This is a genomic window from Verrucosispora sp. ts21 (assembly GCF_002879555.1).
GTDB classification, from domain to species: domain Bacteria; phylum Actinomycetota; class Actinomycetes; order Mycobacteriales; family Micromonosporaceae; genus Micromonospora; species Micromonospora gifhornensis.
The window spans coordinates 39043-62815 of record NZ_PNOZ01000001.1 but is presented as its reverse complement, the minus strand read 5'-3'; the positions used below and the strand labels follow the sequence as shown (position 1 = coordinate 62815).

The window sequence follows — 23773 nt, the reverse complement described above, 5'->3', positions numbered from 1 at the left end:
CTCCTACGACTGCGTCGTGCTTCTCAGCCACGGGGATCCTTCCAGGATTGCGGGAACGGGTGGTTCAGGAACTCTGAGCGGTCGAACAGTCGGGGCACAGGCCCCAGTAGATGACCTCGGCCTCGTCGATCGCGAAGCGGTGGTCGTCGGAGGCGGTGAGGCAGGGTGCCGCTCCGACGGCGCAGTCCACGTCGGCGATCAGGCCACACGACCGGCAGACGGCGTGGTGATGGTTGTCACCGACCCGCGACTCGTAGCGGGCCACCGAGCCGGGGGGCTCGATGCGCCGTACCAGGGCCGCCGCGGTCAGCGCGCGGAGTACGTCGTAGACGGCCTGGTGGGACACGTTGGGCAGATCCCGACGCACCGCTGTGATGATCGTTTCGGTGTCGGCGTGCGGTTGCGCGTACACCGCGTTGAGCACGGCCACCCGGGGACGGGTCACGCGCAGCGCCGCGTCACGCAGCAGCTGTTCGAGATCCCCGGAGGTCGGCATGCCGTGCAGTCTTGCCGCTTTTCTGGAATGAGTCAAGAAGAAATCTCGCCCGGGACGGTGGTCGGCGGGCGAAACCGGGCGTCGACTTGGTCACTCCGCACGCCGGATCCTCGGGTGTCCCGGATGAGATCCCGGTCGGTCGGGACCGGGTGACCCATGCGCTCCGGGATGGGTGGTCGGCAGGGTCGGTGCTGAAGTGTCCGCAGACCGAGGAGGTAACCACAGATGTATCCCGCCACCACAACGGCCGGCCCGACCGAGGTGCCACCGCAGGCCGTACGCCCGAGACGGGCCTGGGCGATCTTCGGCACGGTCGGTGGTCTGGTCGGTCTGGTCGGCATCTTCGCCACGGCCACGCTCACCGCACCGGCTGAGGAGTTCCGGGCCGACAACGCCGGTTACGTCGCCGCACTGAGCGAGCGCACCGGCTACGTCTGGGCGCACCAGGTGGTGACCGTGGTCGCCATCGTCTGCCTGGCGGTCTTCGCCGCCGGGCTCCGGCGGTACCTGGCAGCACAGGAGCCGGCCGACAGCCTGGTGCCGGCGCTGGCCGCGACGGGTGTCGGGCTGGTGCTGGTCGGGCTGCTCGTCGGCGGCGGCATCTCGACGGAGTTGTTCTTCGCCCTCGGCACGGCCGAGCAGTACGACCCCGACGTGATCGCCCCGCAGTTGACAATCGTCGCCACCATGCCCTGGCTCTGGGGCGGCATCGGGCTGACCGCCGGCGCGGTCGCGGTCGGCGGGTTGCGGCACGGTTCGGTGAGCCGATGGTTCGCGGTCTTCAGCGCGGTGATCGCCGTGTTGATCGCCGCCACCCAGCTGACGCCGGTGCAGTACATCGCGCTGGTGCCCGCCGGAATCTGGACGATCGTGGCCGGGCTCGCGCTGGCGTTCGGTAAACGTACGGCGCCCCGACGGAGCTGAGCGTGCAACCGCCCGGATCACCCCGGCCGGCTCGGCATGACGTTCGAGATGCCGGGCCGGTCGCCCGATCCACCGGGCCGGACCGGGCGGCTAGTGTCGGCGGCGCGATGACCAGCCACCGCACGGCCAGCGAGCGGGCCGACGTGCCGACGCACCCGGGCCACGACGTCCGCCTCGGCTGGGCGCGCCGGGCGGCCTGGCCGGTGTGCGTCGCCACGCTGCTGCTGTCCGCCGCCGCCGTCGGGCTGGCCGTGCTCAACCGCGCCACGGTCAACGACGTCACTCACCTGTTCCTGGTGGTGACGAACGCGGTCGTCGGCGCTACGGTAGCCGCGCGTCGCCCGGAGCACCCGATCGGCTGGCTGGCCCTGACCAGTGGGTTCTGCTTCGCCTTGCAGGAGGCGTGCGGCCAGTACGCGGCGCACGGGCTCGTCGTGGCGCCCGGCTCGCTGCCGCTGGCCGCCGCGCTGGCCTGGCCGCAGAACTGGCTCTGGGTGCCCGGCAACGCGGCGATGGCGCTGATCCCGGTGTTCTTCCCCGACGGTCGGCCGCCGTCGCCGAGGTGGCGGCCGGCGATCTGGGCGGTGCTCGTCACCGGCGCGGCGGCGATGGTCACCGGCGCGCTGCGGCCCGGGGCCAACGAACAGGTCGCACCGGTCGGCGCGGTCAATCCGCTGGGTGTCGCGGGCTGGCAACCGGTCGCCGACCTGGCCGCCGGCGCGGCCACGCTGACCAGCGCGCTGATCTTCCTGGCGGCGGGCGCGGCGCTCGCCTGGCAGGCCCGCCGCGCCCGCGGGGTGCGCCGCCAGCAGGTCAAGTGGCTCGGGTACGCGGTGGCGCTCGCGGTCACGGTGGTGGCCGCCCGACTGGTGGCCGGGTGGACCGACGGGCGTCCCGGGCTGTTCCCGTACGGCAGCGTGTTCTGGGATCTGGCCGGTGGGATCAGTGGCGCGCTGATCCCGATCGCGATCGGCATCGCCATCCGGCAGCACCGGCTGTTCGACATCGATCTGCTGATCAGCCGTACCGCCGTGTTCGTCGCCCTGTCGACGGCCGTCGGGGGCACGTACGTGCTGGTCGTCGGCCTGCTCGGGGCCGGTTTCGACGCCTCGGCCGACCTGCCGGTCTCGTTCGTCGCGGCGGCGGCGGCCGCGCTGCTCGTCGCCCCGCTGCGGCACTGGCTGCAACGGCGGGTCAACCTGCTGGTGTACGGCGAACGGGATGACCCGTACGCGGTGCTGGCCCGGCTCGGTCAGCGGCTGGAACAGACCCAGGACGCCGCCGCCGTCCTCGCCACCAGCACCGCGACCGTACGCGAGGCGCTGCAACTGTCGTACGTGGAGATCGCCACGGTGGACGGCTGGTCGTACCGGTTGGGAGTGCCACCGGCCGAGCCGGTGCGGCTGCCGCTGGCCGCCGGTGAGCCGGTCGGTCACCTGCTGCTCGGTCCCCGGGCCGGGGAGAGCACGCTCGGTGCCCGGGAGTTGCGGCTGCTGCGTGACCTGGCCCGACACATCGGCGTCGCCGTGCAGGCGGTCCGCACCCTCGACCGGGCCCAGTCCCTCGCCGCCGACCTGCAACGTTCCCGCGAACAGTTGGTGCTGGCCCGCGAGGAGGAACGCCGGCGGTTGCGGCGGGATCTGCACGACGGTCTCGGGCCGACCCTGGCCGGGCTGACCATGCGCGCCGAGGCGGCTCAGGAACTCGGGCCGGGTACGGCGACGCAGCGACTGCTGGAGGAGATCGTGGTCGACGCCCGTACCGCCGTGGCCGACGTACGACGCCTGGTCAACGGGCTGCGGCCACCCGCACTGGACACCATGGATCTGGCGGCGGCGCTGCGGTCGCACGTCGCGACCGGTCCGGCCGACGGGCCGCGGGTGCTCGTCGACGTGCCGGCGGCGCTGCCCCCGCTGTCGGCCGCCGCCGAGGTCGCCGCGTACCTGATCGCGGTGGAGGCGCTGAACAACGCCCGCCGGCACGCCCGGGCCGACACGGTCGAACTGCGTCTGTGGGTGGACAGCGGGATGTTGCACCTTCGGGTACGCGACGACGGATGCGGTCGCCGGCCGGGCCGACCCGACGGCGTCGGCATGCATTCGATGCGGGAACGGGCCGAGGAACTCGGTGGTTCCTGCGTCGTCACCTCGACACCGGGTGGCGGTACCGAGGTGACCGTTACCCTGCTCACCGGCACGAAGGGGACCGATGGATCAGATCCGGGTACTGCTGGTTGACGATCACGCACCGTTCCGGGCGGGACTGCGGGCGTTGCTGGCCACCAGTGCCGACATCGAGGTGTGCGGTGAGGCGGCCAGTGGCGAGGAGGCGCTGGCCGTGTCGGGTCGTCTCCAGCCCGACGTGGTGCTGCTCGACCTGACCATGCCCGGCATGGGCGGCATCGCGGCGACCGAGCGGCTGGTCCGGATGAGTCCGCATGTGCGGGTGTTGATCCTGTCCATGGCCGACGACGACGATTCGGTCTTCGCCGCGCTGCGGGCCGGGGCACGCGGCTACGTGCTCAAGGGCGCCCGTCGACAGGAGATCATCCGCTCGGTACGGGTGGTGGCCGACGGTGAGGCGATCTTCGGTCCGGCCATCGCCACCCGACTGATGGGCTACTTCGCCGGACTGGCCCGCAACGAGCCGGCCTTTCCCGAACTCACCGCCCGGGAGCGGGAGATCCTCACGCTTATCGCGCAGCATCTGACCAATCCGCAGATCGCGGCGCGGTTCGGGCTGAGCACCAAGACCGTCCGCAACCACGTCTCCAACATCTTCGCCAAGCTCCAGGTCGCCGACCGGGCACAGGCGATCAGCATGGCTCGGGAACAGGGGCTGTGAGCGGCGCGCGGCTCAGCGGGGCAGGCCGGCCAGCCAACGTTCCAGGGCCTGCGGGGTGTCGAACAGCAGCACGGGAGGCCCGGACGGGTCCTGGTGCCAGGCTCGCATCCGTCGGCGTTCCTTGCCGTACTCGGTGAGGTGCCAGCGCAGCACGGAGTCCCAGGACAGCACGCTGCTCAGCGACTCGCGGTTGCCGTTGCAGATGATCTCGCCGGTGGAGAGCCGGTTCATGGTGCGCCGCAGCAGCCACCGGAAGGAGAGCCCGCGCGGGTAGTCCAGGCCGATGACCAGGTCGGCGCGGGCCAGCGGTACGTCCCGCCAGCCGTGATAGGCGCCGTCGAGGATCCACCGCTCGCGGCGGCAGATCGCCTCGATCCGGCTGCGTTGCACGGCGACCGGCACCTCCACCCAGCGCGGTTCCCAGAGCAGGTCGTCGACCGGGTACCAGGGCAGGCCGAGACGCTGGGCGAGCAGGTGGGCCAGGGTGGACTTGCCGGATCCGTGAACTCCGTAGACCAGGATGCGCGAGGGCGGGTTCATCGCGGTGCAGCCTAGTCGAGGTCTGCTCGGGCGGTCGGGTCAGCGCCCGACCGCCCGATCGGTCGTCAGCGCTTGCTGGCGAGGTCGCCGCAGTCGGTCTCGTCGGGCAGCAGCGGCCGCAGGTGGAGGGTCCACTGCCTGCCCTCGGAGCTCCAGGGGGTCACCGCGTTGGCGCTCGCGGCGGCGGCCAGCACCTGCTTGGCCTGGTCGCCGGTGGCGGTGACGCAGCTCAGGCCCAGGTCCTTGCTCAGTTCCGCGCCGGGCAGCGCCGGACCCGGCCAGGCCACCTCGGGCTGGTCGCCGACCTCGGAGTTGGTCACGTAGTCCTCGGCGACGGCGGCCACAGCGGTCGGCGCGTACGCCTGGGTGTCCGTGGTCGCCTTGCCCAGCGGGCCGGTTTCCGCAGTCAGGGATTCGGCGAAGGCGCGCAGCTTGTCCCGGGCGGCCTGCTGATCGGCGGTCACACCCTGGCCGGCACCCGCGCCGGGGTCCGCGCCCACCTCGAGCGCGTACACCTCCAGCTGCTCGGTCCGGGTGCCGTCGAAGACGGTGAACCGGGTGGAGGGCACGTCGCTGACCGGCGGGCTGCCCAGGTCGCTCACGCCGCCCACGCCGGCCTCCCGGGCCGCCTTGATCAGGTTCTCCAGCTCGGCGGTGCTGATGGTGCCGACCTGGAGGTTGGGCAGGGCCGGGCCGGGATAGGCCAGGGTGACCGGCCCTTGGGTGATCACCCGCCCGTCGCCGTAGACGCTGACGGCGGGCAGCCGGGTCGCCAGCATGGCGGGTGTGGTGAACCCGCCGACGTGGTCCATCCGGAACACCACGGTGTCGGCGGAGTAGGACTTCTCGGGAGCGCCGGAGTCCCCGGCGCCGTCGGCGCCGGCCTGCTGGCCGCAGGCCGCCGACGCCAGCAACAGCAGGGGCAGAACGGCCAGTCGCCCGTAGCGTGAGGTTGTCATGCCCGATCTGACGTAATCGGGCCCCTGTTGGTTTCGCCGATCCGCGACCGGATCCGGCCGGGATGGGGGCCGCCGGGCGGCGGCCCCCACCGACTCACTCGAACAGGGACAGGGTCAGCGTCGAGGTGTACGCACCAGCCTCGACATCCGCCGGAGTCCGCAGGAACAGATCCGCGTCAACCGTGTACTCGCCACCGGCGACCGCACCCGAATCGAAGGTCGAGACCAGCAGTTCCTGGTCGACCAGACCCACGTTGTTACCCGGCTGAGTCGGCTCGTCCAGCACGGTGACGACCTCTTCACCCTCGCTGACCAGGCCGGTGTCGCCACCGTCGATCAGCTTCGGCTTCCAGCCCAGGTGACCGGCACCGATCGGCGCCTGATCCGCGTCACCGACGAAATCGGTGGCGCTACCCAACACCGCCCACGCCGCACCGGCCGGCACCTCGTCGGCCGTACGGGTGTCGGTGACCGTCACCGTCGGCAAAGTGCCGGTGAACTGGCGGACCAACAGCGTCGACCCGTCCTCCGACAACGACACCGAGTCCGCGGCGACCGTCATGGCCAGGACACCCGGCTCCCGGATCTCCTCGATCTCGACGGTCACCTCCACCCCGGCCTCGTCACCCGGCTCGGCGAAGGCGGGCGAACCCACCGCCACCGCGCCGGCCAGCAGACCGACAGCGGCACCGGCCGCCAGCAGCCGCTTGCGTTTGCCTGTGTCCATCGAATGCTCCGTTTCTGCCCGTAGGTGTCAGGCGCCGCAGGTGGCGCCCGGGTGGTTCACGGTGTGGGTCGTGGTCACGGTCCGGTCGTCGATCGAGCCGGTGGCCCGGACCGTCGCCGTGCCGGCCGCGAGCGTCGCCGTGCGGGTGTTGAACTGCTGGAAGGCGTTCGCCCCGGCCGCGACGGCGGACAGCGAGCGCTTACCGTACGCGGTCTCCAGCTCGATGGCGACCGGCCCGTCGTGGTCGTTGCGGGCCTGCACCGCCAGGTACACGGTGCCGCCGATGCACCGGGTCTGCGCGGTGGCGGTCACCGGCAACTCGGCGGCAGCGGCGGTGAACTGCCAGGTGTCGAGGTCGAAGAGGTCGGTGCCGGCGGGGCCGCTGAAGGTGAAGTAGACGTCGTGCACGCCGGAGACACCGTCGAGCTGGGCGGACAGCTCCGTCCACTCCCCGATCGTCCCGTCGACCGGGATGGTGGCGACCACCGGCCCGCCGACCTCGTCGAGCCGGACCTGGATCTGGCCGCCGGCCGCCAGCGGGCGCACCTTGGCGGTCACGGTGCCGGCACCGGCGCCGAAGTTCACCGACGACAGCGCCGTCCAGTCGCCGTTGTCGATGTCACGGACGATCAGGTTCGGCGCGGAGCCACCGAACTCGGCGGACCCACCGTCGACCTTGGCGGTGGCGATGCCCTTGCTCCAGCCGAAGGTCTCCGCCTCGAACACCCGGTACGGGTCGAAGTCCCGGACCTGCTCGACGCCCGCGTACGTGCCGACCACCTGCTGGATGGTGCCGTCGGCGTTGAAGGCCAGTTCCTGGATGTGCGGGCTGCGGTAGCCCTGGGTGGTGTTGCCGTTGATCCGCTTGTTCAGCGTCGGCGCGTGGTACGTGAAGTAGTACTTGCCCTCGTACTCGAAGACCGACTGGTGGTTGTTGCCGCCGGTGCCGGTGCCGAAGAACTGCGACTGGTTGGGGAACAGCACACCGGCGTAGGTCTCCTTGGGCCACGACATCGGGTCGTCGGAGATCATGTAGCCGATCTGGCCGCCACCGGGGTAGCCGGGCAGCGGCGTCTGGTTGCCACCGAAGTCACTGCCGCCGAAGTGCGACGAGTACGACAGGTAGTACTTGCCGTCGCGCTTGAACACCTGCGCGGCCTCGAAGGCCACCGGGGCGTCCACCACGGCCGCGGTGCCCTCGGTCGACACCATGTCGTCGCCCAGCTTGATCGCGCGCAGGTTCTTCGGGTTGTTGAACCGCTCGGCCGCCGGCATGCTCGTCGACGCGGGACCGCCACCGAAGTAGAGGTACGGCTCGCCGTCCTCGTCGACGAACGGCGCCGGGTCGAACTTCCAGGCGACCGCCTCGGCACCGGGGGTACGGCCGTCGATCAGGGTGCTGGTGCGCTCGCTGGTCCACGGGCCGATCGGCGACGCACCCGTGATCACGTTGCTCGAACTGCCGTTGTTGGCGTAGTAGAGGAAGAACTTCTCCTGGCCGTCGACGACCTTCTTGGCCATGCCGGGCGCCCACGAATTGCTGGTGAACGGCGCGACGCCGTTCGGCCCGGCGACCTGGACCTCGCCGTGGTCGGTCCAGTTGACCATGTCCGTCGTGGAGATCACGGTGATCTGGTTGATGTCGCCGTAGTTGATGCCCGGCGAGACCCCGGTGGTCGGGTTCGGGGCGTAGCCCTGGGTGTCGTTCGTCATGTACATGTACACCCGGCCGTCGTGGACGAAGCCGTACCCGTCGGCACCGAACTTGTGCCCGATCAACGGGTTGTGCTCGCCGGGCAGCTTGCCGACCACCTCGATGGTCTTCGACGCAGGCGGGGGCGGCGGGGCGCCGACCACCGAGACGTCGTCGAGGGTGAAGTCCATCAGGTGCAGGTTGGGGTCACTTGCCGGATTGCTGGTCCACGGCGTCTCGAAGAACAGCCGGGCGGTCGACACGCCCTGGCTGGCCGGGATGGTGAACTGGCCGTTGAAGTGCGCCCACTGGCCCCGGGTCGCGGTGACGCTTACCAGGTTGGTGTAGGTGCCGCCGCCGTAGTGCATGGTGGCGAAGAACTGCTTCGTCCCCGGTGACTGCGGGTTGTCGTACTTGATCCGGGCGCTGAGCGCGTACGTCTGGCCGGCCTGGACCTTGCCGGAGAGGTCCTGCATCGGTCCGGAGCCGGTGGTCGCCCGGTTGGTGACGTGCACCGCTGTCGCACCGGACCAGGCGTCGCTGGTGGGGGTGAGCGTGGCGGCGTCGGTGGAGTTGCCGTTGTTGACGAACCAGCCGGTCAAGCCCTCCTCGAAGCCGCCGTTGACGATGAGGTTCGTGTCGGCGGCCTGGACCGGTGCCGCCGACACGAAGCCGGCCAGCAGCAGGCCGGCAGCCGCGATCGCGGTGACCCGGCGACGGGTCGCCCTTCGCAGATGTGGTGTCACGAAATGTCCTCCTTCAACGTGGGACGGGGCCCCGGGGCCGGCGTGGGTCCGGCCCCGGGGCAGCTCGGGGGTCAGCCGCCGCAGGTGGTGGCGGCGTGATCCGCGGTGCGGACGGTGGTCACGTCCCGACCGTCGACCGTGCCGGTGACCCGGAAGGTCGCGGTACCGGCCGGGATGGCGGTCGCCCTGGTGGTGAACTGCTGGTACGCGTTGGCGCCCGGCGCGACGGCCGGGAAGCTGCGCTCGCCGTACGCGGTCTCCACGACCACGTCGACCGGCCCGTCGTGGTCGTTGCGGGCCTGCACCGCCAGGTAGACCTTGCCGGCGACGCACCGGGTCTGCGCGCTGACGGTGACCGGCAGCTCGCCGGTGGCGGCGCGCAGCACGCCGAGCCGGGCGAGCTGGTAGCTCAGGGCCCGTTCCGGCGCGTCGATCTGGTTCTGGGTGCCGAACTCGCCGGCCCGTGCCGTGGTCGCGGCGGCGAGCGCGGCCCGCATCGCGGCCCAGGCGTCGGCCGGGTACTGCGCCTCGTCGAGCGTGCCGGCGTACGCGATGGCCGCGTCGAGCGCGGTGGTGTCCAACGGCCGGTTCTGCGCGGTGAGGGTGTCACTGAGCAGGAAGTGGTCGAAGTCGACCTGGCCGCCGGTCTGCTGGGTCGCGTAGTTGAACAGGCCCACCCGGTGACCCATGAAGTGGGCGAGGCTGCCGTCGAGGACCTGCGGACCGACCCGGTTGCCCAACTGCGTCCAGGTCAACCCGTCCAGGCTGTAGTGGAAGGTGGTCCACAGCTGCCCGGTCGGCGCGGCGAAGTCCAGGTCGGCCTTGACGTGCACCTCGGTGGCATCACCCAGCGCGACGGTAGTGCCGGGCAGGAAGTTCTCCAGCGTCGACTGGTCGAGGTCGACGGCGAAGGGTTGGCCCCGGTTGACCACGCCGAGGGTGTTCACCCCGCCGGCCCGCTTGACCGCAACGTACGAGAAGCCCCGGTTGTAGGCGGCCAGCCCGGCGACGTCACCGTCGCGCATCCGGGAGATGTCCATCCTGGTCTCGGCGGACTGCCGGGGGCCGAACGTACGCTGCGACAGCGTGTTGCGGGCCTCCTCGAACCAGGCCAGCTCGGCCCGGTTGGACAGCTTGGTGTAGACGTAGTCGCCGGTCACCACCTTGCCGGTGGTCAGCCGCAGCCAACCCTCCCGGTCGGTGAGCGACCAGTACCGGTTGTCCGGAGCGTGGTTCCACTCCCAGGCCATGTCCAGCCGCGACCCGTTGGGTCGGATCTCGGCCTCGGTCGGATGTTCGGTGGTGGAGGGCTGCCCGATGATCGACACGTCGTCGAGCAGATATTCCACACTGGACGAGGCCGGCTGCGGGTTGGCCCACGGCGTCTCCACGGCGAACTTGACGTTGCTCAGGTTCGCCGAGGCCGGCAGGGTGTACTGGCCGGTGACGGTGGTCCACTGCCCCGCCGGGACGGTGCCGAAGGTCATCACCTGCACGCCCGTGCCCCAGTCGGCGACCAGGTTGAACCGGATGCTGCTCGGGCCCGAGGTGTACTTGACCTTCGCGGAGACGGTGTAGGTGACGCCGTGCTGCAGCTTGCCGGCGAGGTACTGATTGGGGCCGGAGCCGTTGAGCGTACGGTTGCTGACCTTCAACGCCGCCGAGCCGGTCGCCGGGTCGGCGGTGTCCCGCGCGAGGGTCGCACCGAACTGCGCGGCCCAGGGCGACACCTCGTCGGACTCGAAGCCGGCGTTGTCCAGCAGTTCGACGCCGAGCAGCGACTCGTCGACGGCCGGTGGCGTCGGAATCGTCCACTGCTCGTCCATGTACGCCTTGTGCGGCGCGTCGTTGGCGAAGTCGTCGGAGACGACGATGCTCTTCTGCTGCTCGAACAGTTCCTCCGCCGGGCTGAGCCGGATCGGCTTGTCGAACGCGCCCTCGACCGGCACCACGCCGTTGGTGCCGAACGTCGGCCAGCCGTCGGACCAGGTGGCGGGGATCAGTGCCGGGATACGGCCGATCGGGAAGGTGTCCCGGAAGAACATGCCGTACCAGTCGGTGGCGCCGCCGGGGCGGGCGATCGGCACCAGGCTGCCCTGGGCGAAGCCGTTGGAGTTGAGCACGCCGCGCGCCTGCCAGGTGTTCACCCCGCCGGGGGCGGTGTGCCGGCCGAGCAGTTCCGGTGAGCGGAGCATGACCACCTGGCGGCCCTGACCGGAGGGCCAGGTGATGATGACCGCGTAGTAGTGGCCGTCGATGTAGTAGAACTGTGCGCCCTCGAAGAGGCCGCCGATGAACGGCTGGCCGGCGTAGTCGTTGGCGGTGAACACGTTCGGGTACTCGGCCACGATGGCGGTCAGCCCGGCGTTGAGGCGTACGGCGCTGATGTTGCCGTTGCCGTAGAAGATGTACGGCGTGCCGTCGTGGTCGAAGAAGAGCGACGGGTCGTGCAGCCCCCGACCGAGCGCCGTACGCTGCCACGCGCCGTTCTCGATGTCGTCGGTGCGGTAGATGTACGCGCCGCCCAGGTTGTTTGTGTTGAAGGCGACGTAGAACATGCCGTCGTGGTAGCGCAGCGACGAGGCCCACTGGCCCTGCCCGTACGAGTTCTGGCCGTTGCGCAGCGAGAACGAGTCGCTGATGTTCGCCCGGTCGAAGACGTAGTTGACGATCTCCCAGTTGACCAGGTCGTAGGACTTCATGATCGGCGCACCCGGGCTCAGGTGCATGGTGGTGCTGATCATGTAGTAGATGTCCCGGCCCTCGTCGTTCTCGGCGGCCGGCACCCGCTCCACGCTGATGTCCGGCACGTCGGAGCGCAGCAGCGGCACGGTGTAGGTGCCGTCACCCCGGTCGGTCGAGGTGTACGACGGGCGGGGCGACCAGGGTTCGGCGGCGTGTGCGGTGCCGGGAACGACCGCGCCGGCACCGACAAGCGCACCGGCGGTGGCCAACGCGAGGCCACGGCGGGGCGGTCGCAGCGCGGTGAGGAGGCGGGTCGCGGCACGCGCGACGGTGCGTAACGAGGTGATGGGGCGAGGTGGCCCGGACTTGGGGCGGGGGTCGGCGGCAGCGGCGACGGACACTTGCATAGCGAGCTCCAGACGCGAGCGTGACGGGACCCTTATCGTGTTAGCGCTAACAACGATCGTCAAGACCCCGCTCGATACTTGCGTGAAATCTTCAAGCAACATCTCCCGGAAGGTCCGATGTGAGCGCTCCCACACCCCGCTCCCGACAGATCTGGAGCGGGGCCGGGTGGAGACGCGGCGCGCGCGGGCCACCACAGTGGACGTCGAGGCGGTCAGCTCAAGTCGAGCGTGTAGTCGGCGGTGTGCACCTTCCCGTCGACCTGGAAGTCGAAGAAGGCCCGGTACCGTCCGACGCTCGGCACGGTCAGCCAGAACGTGACCGCCCCGTCGACAAGTTCCGGTTCCGGGTGAACGTGCACATAGCCCAGGTCACCCTCGCGCACCACGACCAGGTGCCCGTACGCGCCGAGGTAGGGCTCCAACTGCACCGGCCCGGAGGCCCCCGCGACCCGCAGCACGATCGGGGCGCTCAGTCCGATGGTCGGCGTACCCTCCATCGACACCGTGTACGGCCCGGCGGTGGCCTTCGGCTCCGGTGCGGGCAGTTGTGCCGGGGTGTAGACGCCGGGCACGTGGTGGTCGACGCCGAGCACCAGCGGCAGTTGCCGGCCGTCGGCGGTGGTGACGGAGAAGTCGGCGTAGAGGCGGTAGTCACCGGCCCGGGGCAACTCCAGCGGTACGGTCCACACGCCGTCCGGGCTCATGCTCGGGTGCAGATGCTGGTAGCCGCTGAGGTCACGACCGACCACGATCAGGTGCAGCGGCTTGTCGTGCACGACCGCGAAGTCGGTCGCCGGCTGCCGGTTGCCGTCGACGATGCGGAACTGGTAGTCCACCCGTACGCCGGGCGGCTGAGACCGCTGCACCGGCTGCATGGTGTATCCGGCGGCGCTGACCCACGCCCCGGCGACCTGGTCGCCGCCGTCTGCGCTGTGCGCGTGTGCTCCGGTGCCCGGCGGATGCTGGTGCCCGTCGGCGGCCGAGCCGGCCGCGGGCACGCTGATGCCGCCCGGCTGCGCGTCGGTCGCCGCCCGCTGCTCGCCACCACCGAGGCGACCGAGCCCGAACCCGGCCAGCAACGCGACCACCAACCCGCCGACGAGCAACGCCAGCCGGGTGTTGCTCGACCGATCGACCGGCGGCGACTCGTCGCCCTGCGCTGTCGACCGCGCAGTCGACTGTGGCGTCGAGGGTGGCGTCGACTGGGCCGTCGAGGGTGCAGTCGCGGCGGGGCTGGCGGTGACGGCCTCGCCGCCGGAGCGGGCCGCCGCAACGGCAGTCGTACGCCGTCGGTCGGTCGCGCCGGGGCGGGCCCTGGTCGCGGAGCCGGACCGGGTCCGGCCGGCCGGTGCGGCCGAACGGGAGGGCGTGCTCTTCGGTCCCTTGCGGGAGCCGCGAGCGCGCGGTGGGGTGCGCTCCGCTCGCCCGAGCAGCCGACCGACGAGCACCGGACGACGCCAGACGAGCAGACCGATCAGGGCAGCGGCGACCGCGATCGCGACGGTGGTGAAGGTCCCGGCGCCGGGACCGCCGTCCGAGGTCGGTGCCGGTGCGGCGGCCGGCGGGGCCTCCGCCGGCGGGGCGGCGGAGGCGGCTGACGGCTCGCTGTCGTGTCCGTGCTGGTCGGCGGCAGCGACCAGGGCCGGGTCCGGCTGGTCGGTGGGCGGACGCCAGCCGGCCGGAGCCGGGGTCGCCGGGCCGGTGTAGCGGAAGCTCATCGTCCCGCGTACCGGCTCGCCGTCGGAGGCCACCGACAGGTAGCTGACCGTGTAGCGACCCTTCGCCGGCAGGTGTGCCAGGTTCACCACCGCCGGGAAACCCGTCGTGTACTCGCGCGGCTGGAAGGTGCCGTCGACCAGGAAGTACTCCCGCACCGGCCGGTCGAGTTGCCGGGGCTGCCCGTGCGACCAGCCGTTGTCGACCCGGGTGCCGCCCGGCGCGGTGACCGCGAAGTGGGCGTTCGGCACCACCTGCTCGGTGAAGTAGAGCTGCACCGTGGTCAGCGGCTCGCTCACCGTGGCGTCGGCCTTCGGGGTGGACATCGCCAGGCTGCCGTGCGCCGACGCCGGCGTCGGTGTGACGAGCAGGGCGACCGCCGTGGCGAGCAGCAGGGCGAGCAGGCCAGAGGTGACACGCACCGTGGTCCGAGGGCAACGACGCATCAGTTCATCCTCACGACGGCGCAGCTTTGGCCAAGACGCATCTATCTTTTTGCATAGATGGCAAAAGTCAAGACACTCATGGGCCTCGACGCCCTGCGACCGCCGTCCGGTTCCCGGCCGACCCGGTGACCGGGGCCGGTCGGGTGCCGGCCAGACCCGGGGTGAGCAGCGCCGTCGTGGTCAGGGAGAGCCCGGCCAGCAGCGCCACCGCCCAGTGCGTCGCCAGCACGTCGGCCAGCAACCCGGCCAGGGCCGCGCAGACCGCCTGGCCGGTCATCATGCCGTTGTGGTGCAGGCCGAGGACCTGGCCATGTGCCTCGGCGGGCGCGCGGGCGATCAGCCGCTCCTGCAACGGCAACGAGGCCGCGAAACCCACCGAGGCGACCAGGGCGACGAGCATCGCCAGCGGCAACCCCGGACCGACCAGGAACACCAGGTACGGCACGGGCAGCAGCAGCCGCAGCGGCAGCACCCAGCGGTCCCGCGCGGCCGGCGAGAGGAACCGCCCGACCAGCACGTCACCGGTGAGCATGCCGAGCGCACCGGCGGCGAAGAGGAACCCGGCCCGCTCCCCCGCGTACGGCAGGAACAACGCCTCGCAGCCGACCACCAGACCGCTGGGCAGCCACAGGTTGAGGTAGAGCGACCGGCAGCCCGGCTCCCGCCACAACTGTCGGTTGATCCGCAGGGTGCGGCGCGTCGACGCGGTCGCCGCCGACCGGGCCGCCCGCTCCCGCAGCCCGAACCGGGTCACCGCGAGCGCCACCGCCCGCAGCGCGACGGCCACCCCGAAGACCTGGTACGGGTCCAGCCACACCAACAGCAGCCCACCGGCCCCGAACCCGGCGATCTGCACGACGCCGACGCTCACGTTCATCGCCGAGCGACCCAGCACGTACCCACCGGCCGGCAGGATGTCGTTGATCAACGCCCACCGGGCACCGCCGGTGATCGACCCGACGTACGCGACGATCAGGATGACCGCGAACCGCGCCCACAAGGGCAGACCGGGCACCACCTGGAGCGCGCCGCCCACGAGTGCGACAAGTGCCGCGAGGCTCAACGCCCGACGTGGCGGCAGGCTGTCCGCAGCCGAGAGCAGGGTCAGGCTGCCGAGCACACCCGCCAGCGGCGCACCGAACATGCTCAACGCGGTGAGCAGGGCGGAGCCGGTCGTGGCGTAGGTCAGCGAGCCCAGCGCCAGCGCCGAGGTGGTGTGGGCGGCGATACCGGCGCAGTTGGCCAGGAAGAGATTGCGGAATTCGGCAACGGTGAACAGCTCCGAGTACGTCCTCACCGGATCGATCCTCGTGGCCGTCGAGGCGTACGACGTAGAGTTACGGCTGGAGGCGAAACATGTCGATCTGGCGGGTGCCGGTGGACCTGCTGGCGCGCAGCCGGTTCGTCGTGTCGCCGATGACCGACACCGTCGCCGCGCTACGGGCCCTGCACAGCCCACGTCGCCCCTGGCAGCACGCCTGGCGACGCCCGCACCTCGGGGCGTACCAGCAGATGGTGGCGCGGCGGCCGGCGGTGCGGGCGTTGCTGGCGGCGGCCTTCCAACCACGGTGGACGGCGGATTTCCTCACCCTCGCGCCCGCGACGGCCGCGCCCAGCTTCGCCGAGGAGTTGGCGGTCGTCGCCGGGCGCGGCGACGCGCAGGTCCGCGCCGACCTGCTGGTGTGCCGGCCGGGCCAGTTACCCGACGTGCTGTGCGCCGACGGGCTGACCGAGCAGGTGGTGTTCCTGCTGGACTGGGTCTGGACGCACACGGTGCAGCCGGAGTGGCCGGAGCGCAGGCGGCGGCTGATGGCCGACATCGTGGCCCGCACCGCGCGGCTGAGCGCCGAGGGTTGGGCGGGTGCCGTCGCCGGCTTCGACCCCGAGATGCGATGGTTGGGCGACGGCTGGCTGCGGGTGAACGACTACCCGGCGGCACCGCTGCCGCTGGACCGGGCCGAACATCTGGTGTTCGTGCCGGCCCACTGCGCGCGTGGCTGGGTGCTGTGGGACCAGCCGACCCGCTTCGGCATGGTCTATCCCGCCAGCGGCATCCTCGCCGAGACCGCCCCACCGGTGCCGGACGGACTGGATCGGCTGATCGGCGCGAATCGGGCGGCCATCCTCGTCCGGCTGACCAGCCCGCTGAGCACCTCGCAGTTGGCCTCGGTCACCGGGCTGTCCCTGGGGGCGGTCGGCGACCACCTGCGGGTGCTGCTCGACTCGGGTCTGGTGACCAAGCGTCGTTCCGGCCGGGAGGTGCTCTACTGGCAGACCCCGCGCGGAGCGATCCTCTGTGGGCCGATGGCCGCCGAATGACCCCGCTCAGCCGGTGGTCTCAGGCCGGTCCGCCGAGGCCCGGGTGGCGGCCTGGGTCAGCAGCCACGGCAGGCTGGCCGTCCTGGATCGGGCGGCACCGAGCAGGGTCACCAGCAGCGTACGGTCACCGAGGCGCAGCACGGCCCGTTCGCCGAGCAGGTACGCCCCGTCGCCCACTCCGGGCAGTTCCTGACCTCGGGTGTTGAGCTGCCAGATCCACTGTGCCGCCGTACCGGAGACCGCCTGGATGGTCAGCACCGGCTGGCCGTCGCCGGCCGCCCGGAACTGCACCCCGGTGAACGGGCCGGGCAGGTCGACCGCCTCGGGGGCGTGCACCGCCAGGCCCAGCGCCTGGCCGATCTCCTCCGGGGTGATCAGGTACGCGGGCGATCCGGCACCGGTCGCGGCCGACATCTCGCTGGGGTGGGTGACCGGTTCGGCCAGGTTCCGGGACCGACCGTGGCCCACCACCGCGAACGCGACCACCCGTCGCGACCAGGGGCGTACCCGGATGGTCACGGTGTCCCCGTCGTGGCAGTCTCCGGCCCACTGACTCGGCAGCCCCCAGGCGGTGGTCCGATCGCCGCTGCCGTCGTCCACCGCCAGGTGGTACAGCCAGGGCCGGGACGGCATGTTCTTCCCGCGGGAGGTCGACTTCCACACCTGCACCCAGAGCACCTCGCCGGTGATGGTGCGTTCGGTGAACATGTCCACCACCGCGCGTACCACCGTGTAGACGGCCCGGGTCAGCATCAGCCCCGCCACCACGACCAGGCCGAAGAGGACCATGGGGAAGATCCCGGCGCCCGGATAGTCGCTGGTCGGGGTCGGATCGGCCACCGGGCCGAAGAGTTTCAGCATGAAGACCGCCGGCCCGCCGAGGAGCACCGCTCTGAGCAGCAGTCCCGGCAGGGTGCGACCGTGGTGGGCCCCCTGGGGATAGCGGACCCGCACCCGGTGCCAGGTGCCCCCGTACGACGACCAGACCAGCTTCCGGTTACCCATGCCCAGGTCAAGGACCGCGCTGGTCAGGTGGGTGGTGCCCAGGGCCGCGCCGTAGCCGAGGTACCGGTCCCAGATCGCCACCGAGGCCGGGGGCAGTTCGGCGAACTGCTCATGCCCCCGCAGCCAGTCCCGCACCCCCAGCCACCGCGCCGCCACCTCGGCCCCCCGGGAGGTGTCCCGCTCGCCCGGCGTCGCTGCGGCGAGCGTGGACAGCACGGCGAAGGTGAAGAACCCGGCGGCCAGTCCCCGAGTGCCCCCCGCCGGATGCGACAGTCCGTAGTTGGTGACGGCGAGCCAGACGAACACCCCGGCGGCCAGGGCGGCGGCGGACAGCAGCACGGTCACGTTCGGGCCGAAGCGTCGCCGGGACAACCCGGCCTCCCGCGCGTGGTCGACCACCTCCGCGCGGAACCGCCTGTTCCACGCCCTGGCCTGGCCCTGGTCGCGGAAGGTCAGGGCGGTCAGCGGCAGCGCCCCACCGGCGACCAGACCCCGCACCCGGTGGAGCACCCTGCGCTCGTACGGACGCAGCCCGGACTCGTCCGGCGGCGAGGCGGGCAGGTGCAGGGTGGTCTGCATCGGGTCGTCGCCCGGCTGGCGCAGCTCGACGAAGCCACGGGCCGCGAGATCGAGCAGGGTCGCCTCGGCCGCGTCCTCGGTGACCGTCCACCGGTTGGCCAGCATGTTGACCAGGGCCGGTGGCTCGTCGCCGAGCTCCATGGTGGCCGGTGCCGGTGTCGGGCTGGCCGGTCGGGTGGCGAACCGGACGGCACCGTACACCGCGAACCAGCCGACCAGCGCCACCGCGCTCACCGCGAGATCGACGAACAACCCGGCCTCCCTCGTGCGCGGTCGCCGTCAGTACCGGACCTGGACGGCGGCGCGTTCCGTGCCGTCGGCCTGGAAGAACTCCGTCGTCCGGAACCCACCGAGGTTCGCAACCAGGTTGGTGGGAATGGACTGGACTGTCGTGTTGAAGGTCAACACCGCGCTGTTGTAGAACTGCCGAGCGTAGGCGATCTTGTCTTCGGTGCGGGCCAGCTCGCCCTGCAGGGACGCGAAGTTCTGGTTGGCCTTCAGCTCCGGGTACGCCTCGGCGACGGCGAACAGTCGCCCGAGGGCCTGGGTGAGGGTGTTCTCCGCCTCCGCCCGGTGGACCACCGCAGGGGCACCGGCCACGGCGATCGCGCCGCTGCGGGCGGCGATCACCCCGGTCAGGGCCGCGTTCTCGTGCGCCGCGTAGCCCCGGACGGTCTCCACCAGGTTGGGGATCAGGTCGTAGCGGCGTTTGAGCTGCACATCGATCTGCGCCCAGGAGGCCTGCACCTGGTTGCGCTGACGGACCAGCCGGTTGTACGCAACCAGCACCCAACCGAGCACGAGCACCGCCAGCAGGCAGAACACGCCGCCGGCGATGCTCATCAGGATTCCTCTGCCCATCCCCCACCCCCCGGCAGCACTGGCCCGAGCATGAGCAGCCTAGTCACGGGGCGCAATCAGGCGAACGGTTGTCCCGCCCGCACAGCGGTGGCCGTGGCGGACGGCGACTCATCGCGGTCCCGGGTTGCGGGCCCGTCCCCGGATGTGCGGGGTGGCCGGTCCCACCGGGCCGGTCTCGGGGAAGTGGAACCGGCGCAGCTCCTCGACGACGAAGCCGGCGGCGGTGATCGCCGCAGCGGTGTCGTGGCCGGTATGACAACCCCCCACCAGCAGCGGCCAGACGGTCGCGTCCACCAGTCGCTGAACGCGACGTAGCCCGGTGGCCGGTGGTGCGGCGACGTGTTCGAAGAAGCGCAGCTCCGCGCCGGGACGCAACACCCGGCGCAGTTCACCGAGCGCGGCCGCCTGGTCGGGCACGGTGCAGAGCACAAGCGCCAGCACCGCCGCGTCGAACTCACCGTCGTCGCCGGGCAGGGCGTCGGCGAGGCCGTCGACGACTGTCACCGGGACCGGGGCGCTGCGCGCCGCCTCGACGGCCGCGGCCCGCAGCCGGGGTTCCGGCTCGACGGCGACCACCTCGGTCACCTCGGGCGGGTAGTGCGCGAACATCCGACCATTGCCGGCACCCACCTCGACGACCCGCCCGGCCAGGCCGGCGGCCAGGGCCCGGCGATGCTCGGCGACACCGGCCCGGTCGAGCTGCGCACTGAACCGGCTGTAGAGCCGGGCGAAGATCGGGTGCGAGACTCCCGTCCCACCCTGCGCCGGGGTACGGGCATCTCCCATGCTCACTACCTCCTCGTGCCCGCCGGGCGGTGTCACCCCTGCATCAATGGCCGAAACGTTACACAACCGACCTTTGCCAGACTTCGACGAATGATCAGCTGCCGACATCCATCGATCATGGAGGTAACGTGCGGCTGTCTTTCACCCGAAGATTCGCGGCATCCCTGGGCGTCACCCTGGTCGCCGCCCTACTCACCCCGGTTGCGGCGCACAGCGCCGCGGTACCGCCGACGCCGCCGCCGGGGGCGGCCCACGGCGGCGGAACGTCACCCGACCCCGCCACTGTCACGCTGATCACCGGTGACACGGTGACGGTGACTCCGGGAGCCGGCGCAGCACCCCCCACTGTGGATGTGGAACGTGCGCCGGGCGCCACCGGCCCGGTGCAGATCAGCACCGAGGGTCGGGACACGTACGTCTATCCCGGCGAGGCGATGGCCCACATCGCCACCGGGCGGCTCGACAAGCAGCTCTTCAACGTCACCCAACTGATCGCCCAGGGGTACGACGATGCGCACACCGACGCGCTTCCGCTGATCCTCACCCGTACGCAAGGATCGGCGACCCGGCGTGCCGGGACCGCGTTGCCGGGCGTGGACAGCACGCTGATGCTCTCCTCCGTCAACGGTGAAGCGGTCCGGGCCCGCCGGTCGGAGGTCGCCGCCTTCTGGTCGGCCCTCACCGCCGACGACCGGTCCAGCGGCCCGTCGGCGACCGGCCGCAGCGCCGGCACACCGCAAGCCGGTGGTGCGCCGAGCTTCGGCGCCGGCATCGACGCGGTGTGGCTCGACAGCAAGGCGAAGGCCGCCCTGGCCGACACCACCGCCCAGATCGGCGCCCCCGCCGTGTGGGCGACCGGGAGCAGCGGCAGCGGCATCCGCGTGGCGGTCCTCGACTCCGGGTACGACCCGAGCCACCCGGACCTGGCGGACCGCGTCGTCGCGTCCCGGAGCTTCGTTCCCGGCGACGACATCGTCGACCAGTCCGGGCACGGCACCCACACCGCCTCCATCCTCGCCGGAACCGGCGCCGCCTCCGGCGGTGTCGAGCGGGGTGTCGCCTCCGGCGCTGACCTGGTGGTCGGCAAGGTCCTGGGCGACAACGGCAGCGGGTCGACCTCCGGAGTCATCGCCGGCATGGAGTGGGCGGCCCGGACCGAGAAGGCCCGCGTGATCAACATGAGTCTGGGGGTGAACGTCTGGCGTACTCAGGACGATCCGCTGAGCCAGGCGGTGAACCGACTCAGCGCTGAGACCGGGGCGCTGTTCGTCGTCTCCGCCGGCAACAGCGGGCAGGATCCGTACGCTCTCAGTGCACCGGGTACGGCGGACGCCGCGCTCACCGTCGGTGCCGTCGACGCAGCGGACCGGCTCGCCGTCTTCTCCAGCGCCGGCCCCCGGATGATCGATGACGGCCTCAAGCCCGACATCTCGGCTCCCGGTGTGGACGTGCTGGCCGCACGCTCCCAGCACATGTACTGGGACGAGGGCTACTACCGGCTGGACAGCGGCACCTCCATGGCGGCGCCGCACGTCGCCGGGGCCGCCGTCCTGCTGGCGCAGAAACACCCGGAGTGGAGCCGGCAGCAGATCAAGGACGCGTTGATGAGCACCAGCACACGCACTCCCGCCTACAGCGCCTACCAGGCCGGGACCGGTCGGGTGAACGTCGCTGCCGCCTACCACCAGGACCAGGTTGTCGCGACCGGCTCGGTGGACGCGGGGCTGGTCCGCTGGTCGCCCGGTACGCGACGGCAGCCGATCACCCGGGCCGTCACCTACACCAACACCACGAGATCCCCGGTGACGTTGGAGCTCTCCGTCGACGCCGGCCTCTCCCCCGCCCGGACGTTCACCGTCGCTCCGAAGCGGGTCACCGTGCCGGCGGGGGCAAGCTCCACTGTCGACGTGGTGGTGGAGCCGCAAGGGCTCGCCGCCGGCCGGTACAGCGCCCAGGTCATCGCCCGCCACGCCGCCGGAGAGGTGCACACCGCGGTCGGGGTCTCGGTGGAGCCGGAGAAGCGCAACCTCACCATCCACCTGAAGGACCGTGCCGGCCGGCCGTACAGCGGCGAGGTCGAGATCGTCGACGCCGACGGCGTCTACACCGTGATGTGGGTTCCCGACGGGAAGCTCACCAGTCGGTGGGCGCCCGGCTCGTACACGGTGCTCGCACAGGTGGAGGTGGAGGGTCTGCACGGGCCGCACTCCCTCGGGCTGGCGGTGCTGACCGTGCCCGAGGTCGACCTGAGCACCGACCGGGTCGTCGACCTCGACGCCTCGCAGGCACGCCAGGTGAAGGTGGCGACCGCCAGACCGACGATCGTCGCCAGCAGCCGGGTCGACATCTACCGTTCGTTCACCCAGCGCGAGCCGGCACCCGGCGACTGGAGCGCCCTACGACGCGCGATCCTGCCCGGTGCCGCCTACGACAGCCTCTGGGCCCTGCCGACCAGGGGCACGCCGAGCAGGGGCAGCTTCGTGTTCACCACCCGGTTCCGGGCCGAGCAGACCCCGCTGGCGGTCAGCTACCCCGGTCAGCGCCTCAGTGACCCTGTCGTCCAGCCGGGATCCCGGCCGCTGCCCGAGGGCACCTCGCGGCTGGACGCGGTCTTCGCCGGAGCCGACCGCAAGGCCGACTACGCCGGGCTGTCCGCCCGGGGCCGAGCCGTGGTGGTCCGCGCCAGTGACGCCGTGGCGGCCACCGACCAGGTGGCGGCGGCACAGGCCGCCGGTGCGGCGCTGCTGCTCGTCGTCAACGACCGCAGCGGTCGCCGCAGTGACTGGTACGGCGACCCCGACGGGGTGAGCACCGGGCCCGTCCCGGTCGCCTCGGTCAACCTGGACGAGGGCGAAGCCCTGATCAGGAAGATCACCGCCGCCGGCAGGCAGCGGACGACGCTGACCGTCGAGGCGCACCCTTCGCCGAGGTACGTGTACGACCTGGTCGACTTCCACGTCGGTGTGGTCCCGCAGGATCCGTCGGCCCGGACCGGCCCCCGCGATCTCGCCCGGATCGATCTCCATTTCGCTCGGCCACCCGCCGGCAAGAAGATGACCGAGATGCGGCGGGACTTCCCACCGTACGAGTGGTCCTTCGGTCGCCCGCTGGCCACCAGACCGGTCGCCCCCGGACCGCGTACCGACTGGGTCTCCGCCGGCCCGGGAATCAGGTGGCAGCAGTACGCCGACATCAGCGACTGGACGGTGTCACAGACGGAGGAGATCACCTACCGGCCGGGCAGCGTGCAGCAGGACCGGTGGTTCGGGCCGATCACCCGGCCACGCCTGCTCACCAACAACATCCTGGCCCGCGGCGGCGACTGGATGTCCGCCACGATCCAGGGGTTCGGTGATGCCGGATCCGCCCACGACGGTGGGGCCGCCCTACCGCAGAAGATCACGCTTTACCAGGGCGAGCGGAAACGGTCCGAGATCAATGGCTGGCCGAACTTCTTCGCCGGTGAGCTTCCTCCGGAGAGACTGCCGTACCGGCTGGTCGTCGAGACGACGGGTGACCCTGCGTTCAGCCCGTACTCGACCACCACGCACACCGAGTGGCGCTTCAGTTCCGGGGCGGCACCGGACATTCAGTCCGTTGCGCTTGTTCAACTGGACTACCGCACGGAGGTGGACGACGAGGGTCGCGCGAAGCGCAGGAGCGACGTCACCATCACCCCGGTGGTGGTCGGTGGCACTGCCGTCACGGACGCGGTCTCCTCGGTCAAGCTGGAGATCTCGTACGACGACGGGGTCACCTGGCAGCGGCAGGACCTGAAGGAGAAGAAGGGCGACTGGCGGGCCGCCCTGGCTGCCCCGCAGCGGGCTGAATTCGTGTCCATCCGGGTCACCGCCGCCCAGCGCAACGGCGGTGGCGTCACCCAGACCGTCGTCCGCGCCTTCGGCCTGCGCTGACCGGTCGTGTCGGGGCCGGCGCCCGCTGGGCGCCGGTCCTGACCTGTTCCTGATCTGCGGTGCCGGTGTACGTCCGGCCCGGTGGGGTAACAAGCGCCGACCGACGGCACCCACCAGCCGTTCGCG

The 23773-nt window shown here is 71.5% G+C and carries 16 protein-coding genes; 5 read left to right on the top strand and 11 right to left on the bottom strand.

Annotated features, from left to right (window positions below; all coding sequences use genetic code 11):
• Window positions 1-64 precede the first annotated feature (64 nt).
• Complete coding sequence (locus C1A38_RS00285) at window positions 65-496, bottom strand: Fur family transcriptional regulator (protein WP_102655799.1); 432 nt, start codon at window positions 494-496, stop codon at window positions 65-67.
• A gap of 225 nt (window positions 497-721) precedes the next feature.
• Here C1A38_RS00285 and C1A38_RS00280 point away from each other — a divergent pair, with 225 nt between their 5' ends.
• The 3 genes from C1A38_RS00280 to C1A38_RS00270 all read left to right on the top strand — a co-directional run bounded on the left by C1A38_RS00280 (window position 722) and on the right by C1A38_RS00270 (window position 4264).
• Entirely contained in the window at window positions 722-1420 is a 699-nt protein-coding gene (locus C1A38_RS00280; RefSeq protein ID WP_102655798.1) for a hypothetical protein, read from the top strand.
• Between the two features lie 107 nt (window positions 1421-1527).
• On the top strand, window positions 1528-3657 hold the full coding sequence (locus tag C1A38_RS00275; protein WP_102655797.1) for a sensor histidine kinase: 2130 nt from the start codon (window positions 1528-1530) through the stop codon (window positions 3655-3657).
• Window positions 3629-4264 carry a response regulator gene (locus C1A38_RS00270; RefSeq protein WP_102655796.1) on the top strand — a complete coding sequence of 212 codons (636 nt, stop codon included), beginning with the start codon at window positions 3629-3631 and terminating at the stop codon, window positions 4262-4264. The genes C1A38_RS00275 and C1A38_RS00270 overlap by 29 nt, the downstream gene beginning before the upstream one ends.
• A gap of 12 nt (window positions 4265-4276) precedes the next feature.
• Here C1A38_RS00270 and C1A38_RS00265 read toward each other — a convergent pair whose 3' ends face one another.
• The 7 genes from C1A38_RS00265 to C1A38_RS00235 form a co-directional block, all read right to left on the bottom strand.
• Window positions 4277-4804, bottom strand: coding sequence for a P-loop NTPase family protein (locus C1A38_RS00265; protein WP_102655795.1), 528 nt, complete (start codon window positions 4802-4804; stop codon window positions 4277-4279).
• A gap of 65 nt (window positions 4805-4869) precedes the next feature.
• On the bottom strand, window positions 4870-5763 hold the full coding sequence (locus C1A38_RS00260) for a hypothetical protein (RefSeq protein WP_102655794.1): 894 nt from the start codon (window positions 5761-5763) through the stop codon (window positions 4870-4872).
• Between the two features lie 94 nt (window positions 5764-5857).
• The gene (locus C1A38_RS00255; protein WP_102655793.1) at window positions 5858-6490 is read right to left on the bottom strand and encodes a hypothetical protein; all 633 of its coding nucleotides are present in this window, start codon (window positions 6488-6490) and stop codon (window positions 5858-5860) included.
• A 27-nt stretch (window positions 6491-6517) separates the two neighbouring features.
• Window positions 6518-8929 (bottom strand): family 43 glycosylhydrolase, encoded by a 2412-nt coding sequence (locus C1A38_RS00250; RefSeq protein ID WP_102655792.1) that lies wholly within the window; start codon window positions 8927-8929, stop codon window positions 6518-6520.
• Between the two features lie 71 nt (window positions 8930-9000).
• Entirely contained in the window at window positions 9001-12021 is a 3021-nt protein-coding gene (locus tag C1A38_RS00245; RefSeq protein WP_286045558.1) for a beta-xylosidase family glycoside hydrolase, read from the bottom strand.
• A 212-nt stretch (window positions 12022-12233) separates the two neighbouring features.
• Window positions 12234-14159, bottom strand: a complete 1926-nt coding sequence (locus C1A38_RS00240; RefSeq protein ID WP_233196538.1) for a DUF8832 domain-containing protein — start codon at window positions 14157-14159, stop codon at window positions 12234-12236.
• A gap of 100 nt (window positions 14160-14259) precedes the next feature.
• Entirely contained in the window at window positions 14260-15480 is a 1221-nt protein-coding gene (locus tag C1A38_RS00235) for an MFS transporter (RefSeq protein ID WP_199180021.1), read from the bottom strand.
• Window positions 15481-15539: 59 nt separating this feature from the next.
• Between C1A38_RS00235 and C1A38_RS00230 the strand changes: the two genes are divergently transcribed.
• The gene (locus tag C1A38_RS00230) at window positions 15540-16502 is read left to right on the top strand and encodes an ArsR/SmtB family transcription factor (RefSeq protein WP_102655790.1); all 963 of its coding nucleotides are present in this window, start codon (window positions 15540-15542) and stop codon (window positions 16500-16502) included.
• Between the two features lie 6 nt (window positions 16503-16508).
• Here the strand turns inward: C1A38_RS00230 and C1A38_RS32115 are convergent, their stop codons facing one another.
• The 3 genes from C1A38_RS32115 to C1A38_RS00215 form a co-directional block, all read right to left on the bottom strand.
• Window positions 16509-18338, bottom strand: coding sequence for a DUF2207 family protein (locus C1A38_RS32115; protein WP_102655789.1), 1830 nt, complete (start codon window positions 18336-18338; stop codon window positions 16509-16511).
• 27 nt (window positions 18339-18365) lie between these two features.
• Entirely contained in the window at window positions 18366-18929 is a 564-nt protein-coding gene (locus C1A38_RS00220; protein WP_102655788.1) for a LemA family protein, read from the bottom strand.
• 126 nt (window positions 18930-19055) lie between these two features.
• Window positions 19056-19733, bottom strand: coding sequence for a class I SAM-dependent methyltransferase (locus tag C1A38_RS00215; protein ID WP_102655881.1), 678 nt, complete (start codon window positions 19731-19733; stop codon window positions 19056-19058).
• Between the two features lie 128 nt (window positions 19734-19861).
• Here C1A38_RS00215 and C1A38_RS00210 point away from each other — a divergent pair, with 128 nt between their 5' ends.
• Window positions 19862-23647: a S8 family serine peptidase gene (locus C1A38_RS00210; RefSeq protein WP_199180020.1), complete on the top strand. Its 3786-nt coding sequence runs from the start codon at window positions 19862-19864 to the stop codon at window positions 23645-23647.
• The last annotated feature ends 126 nt before the right edge of the window (window positions 23648-23773 follow it).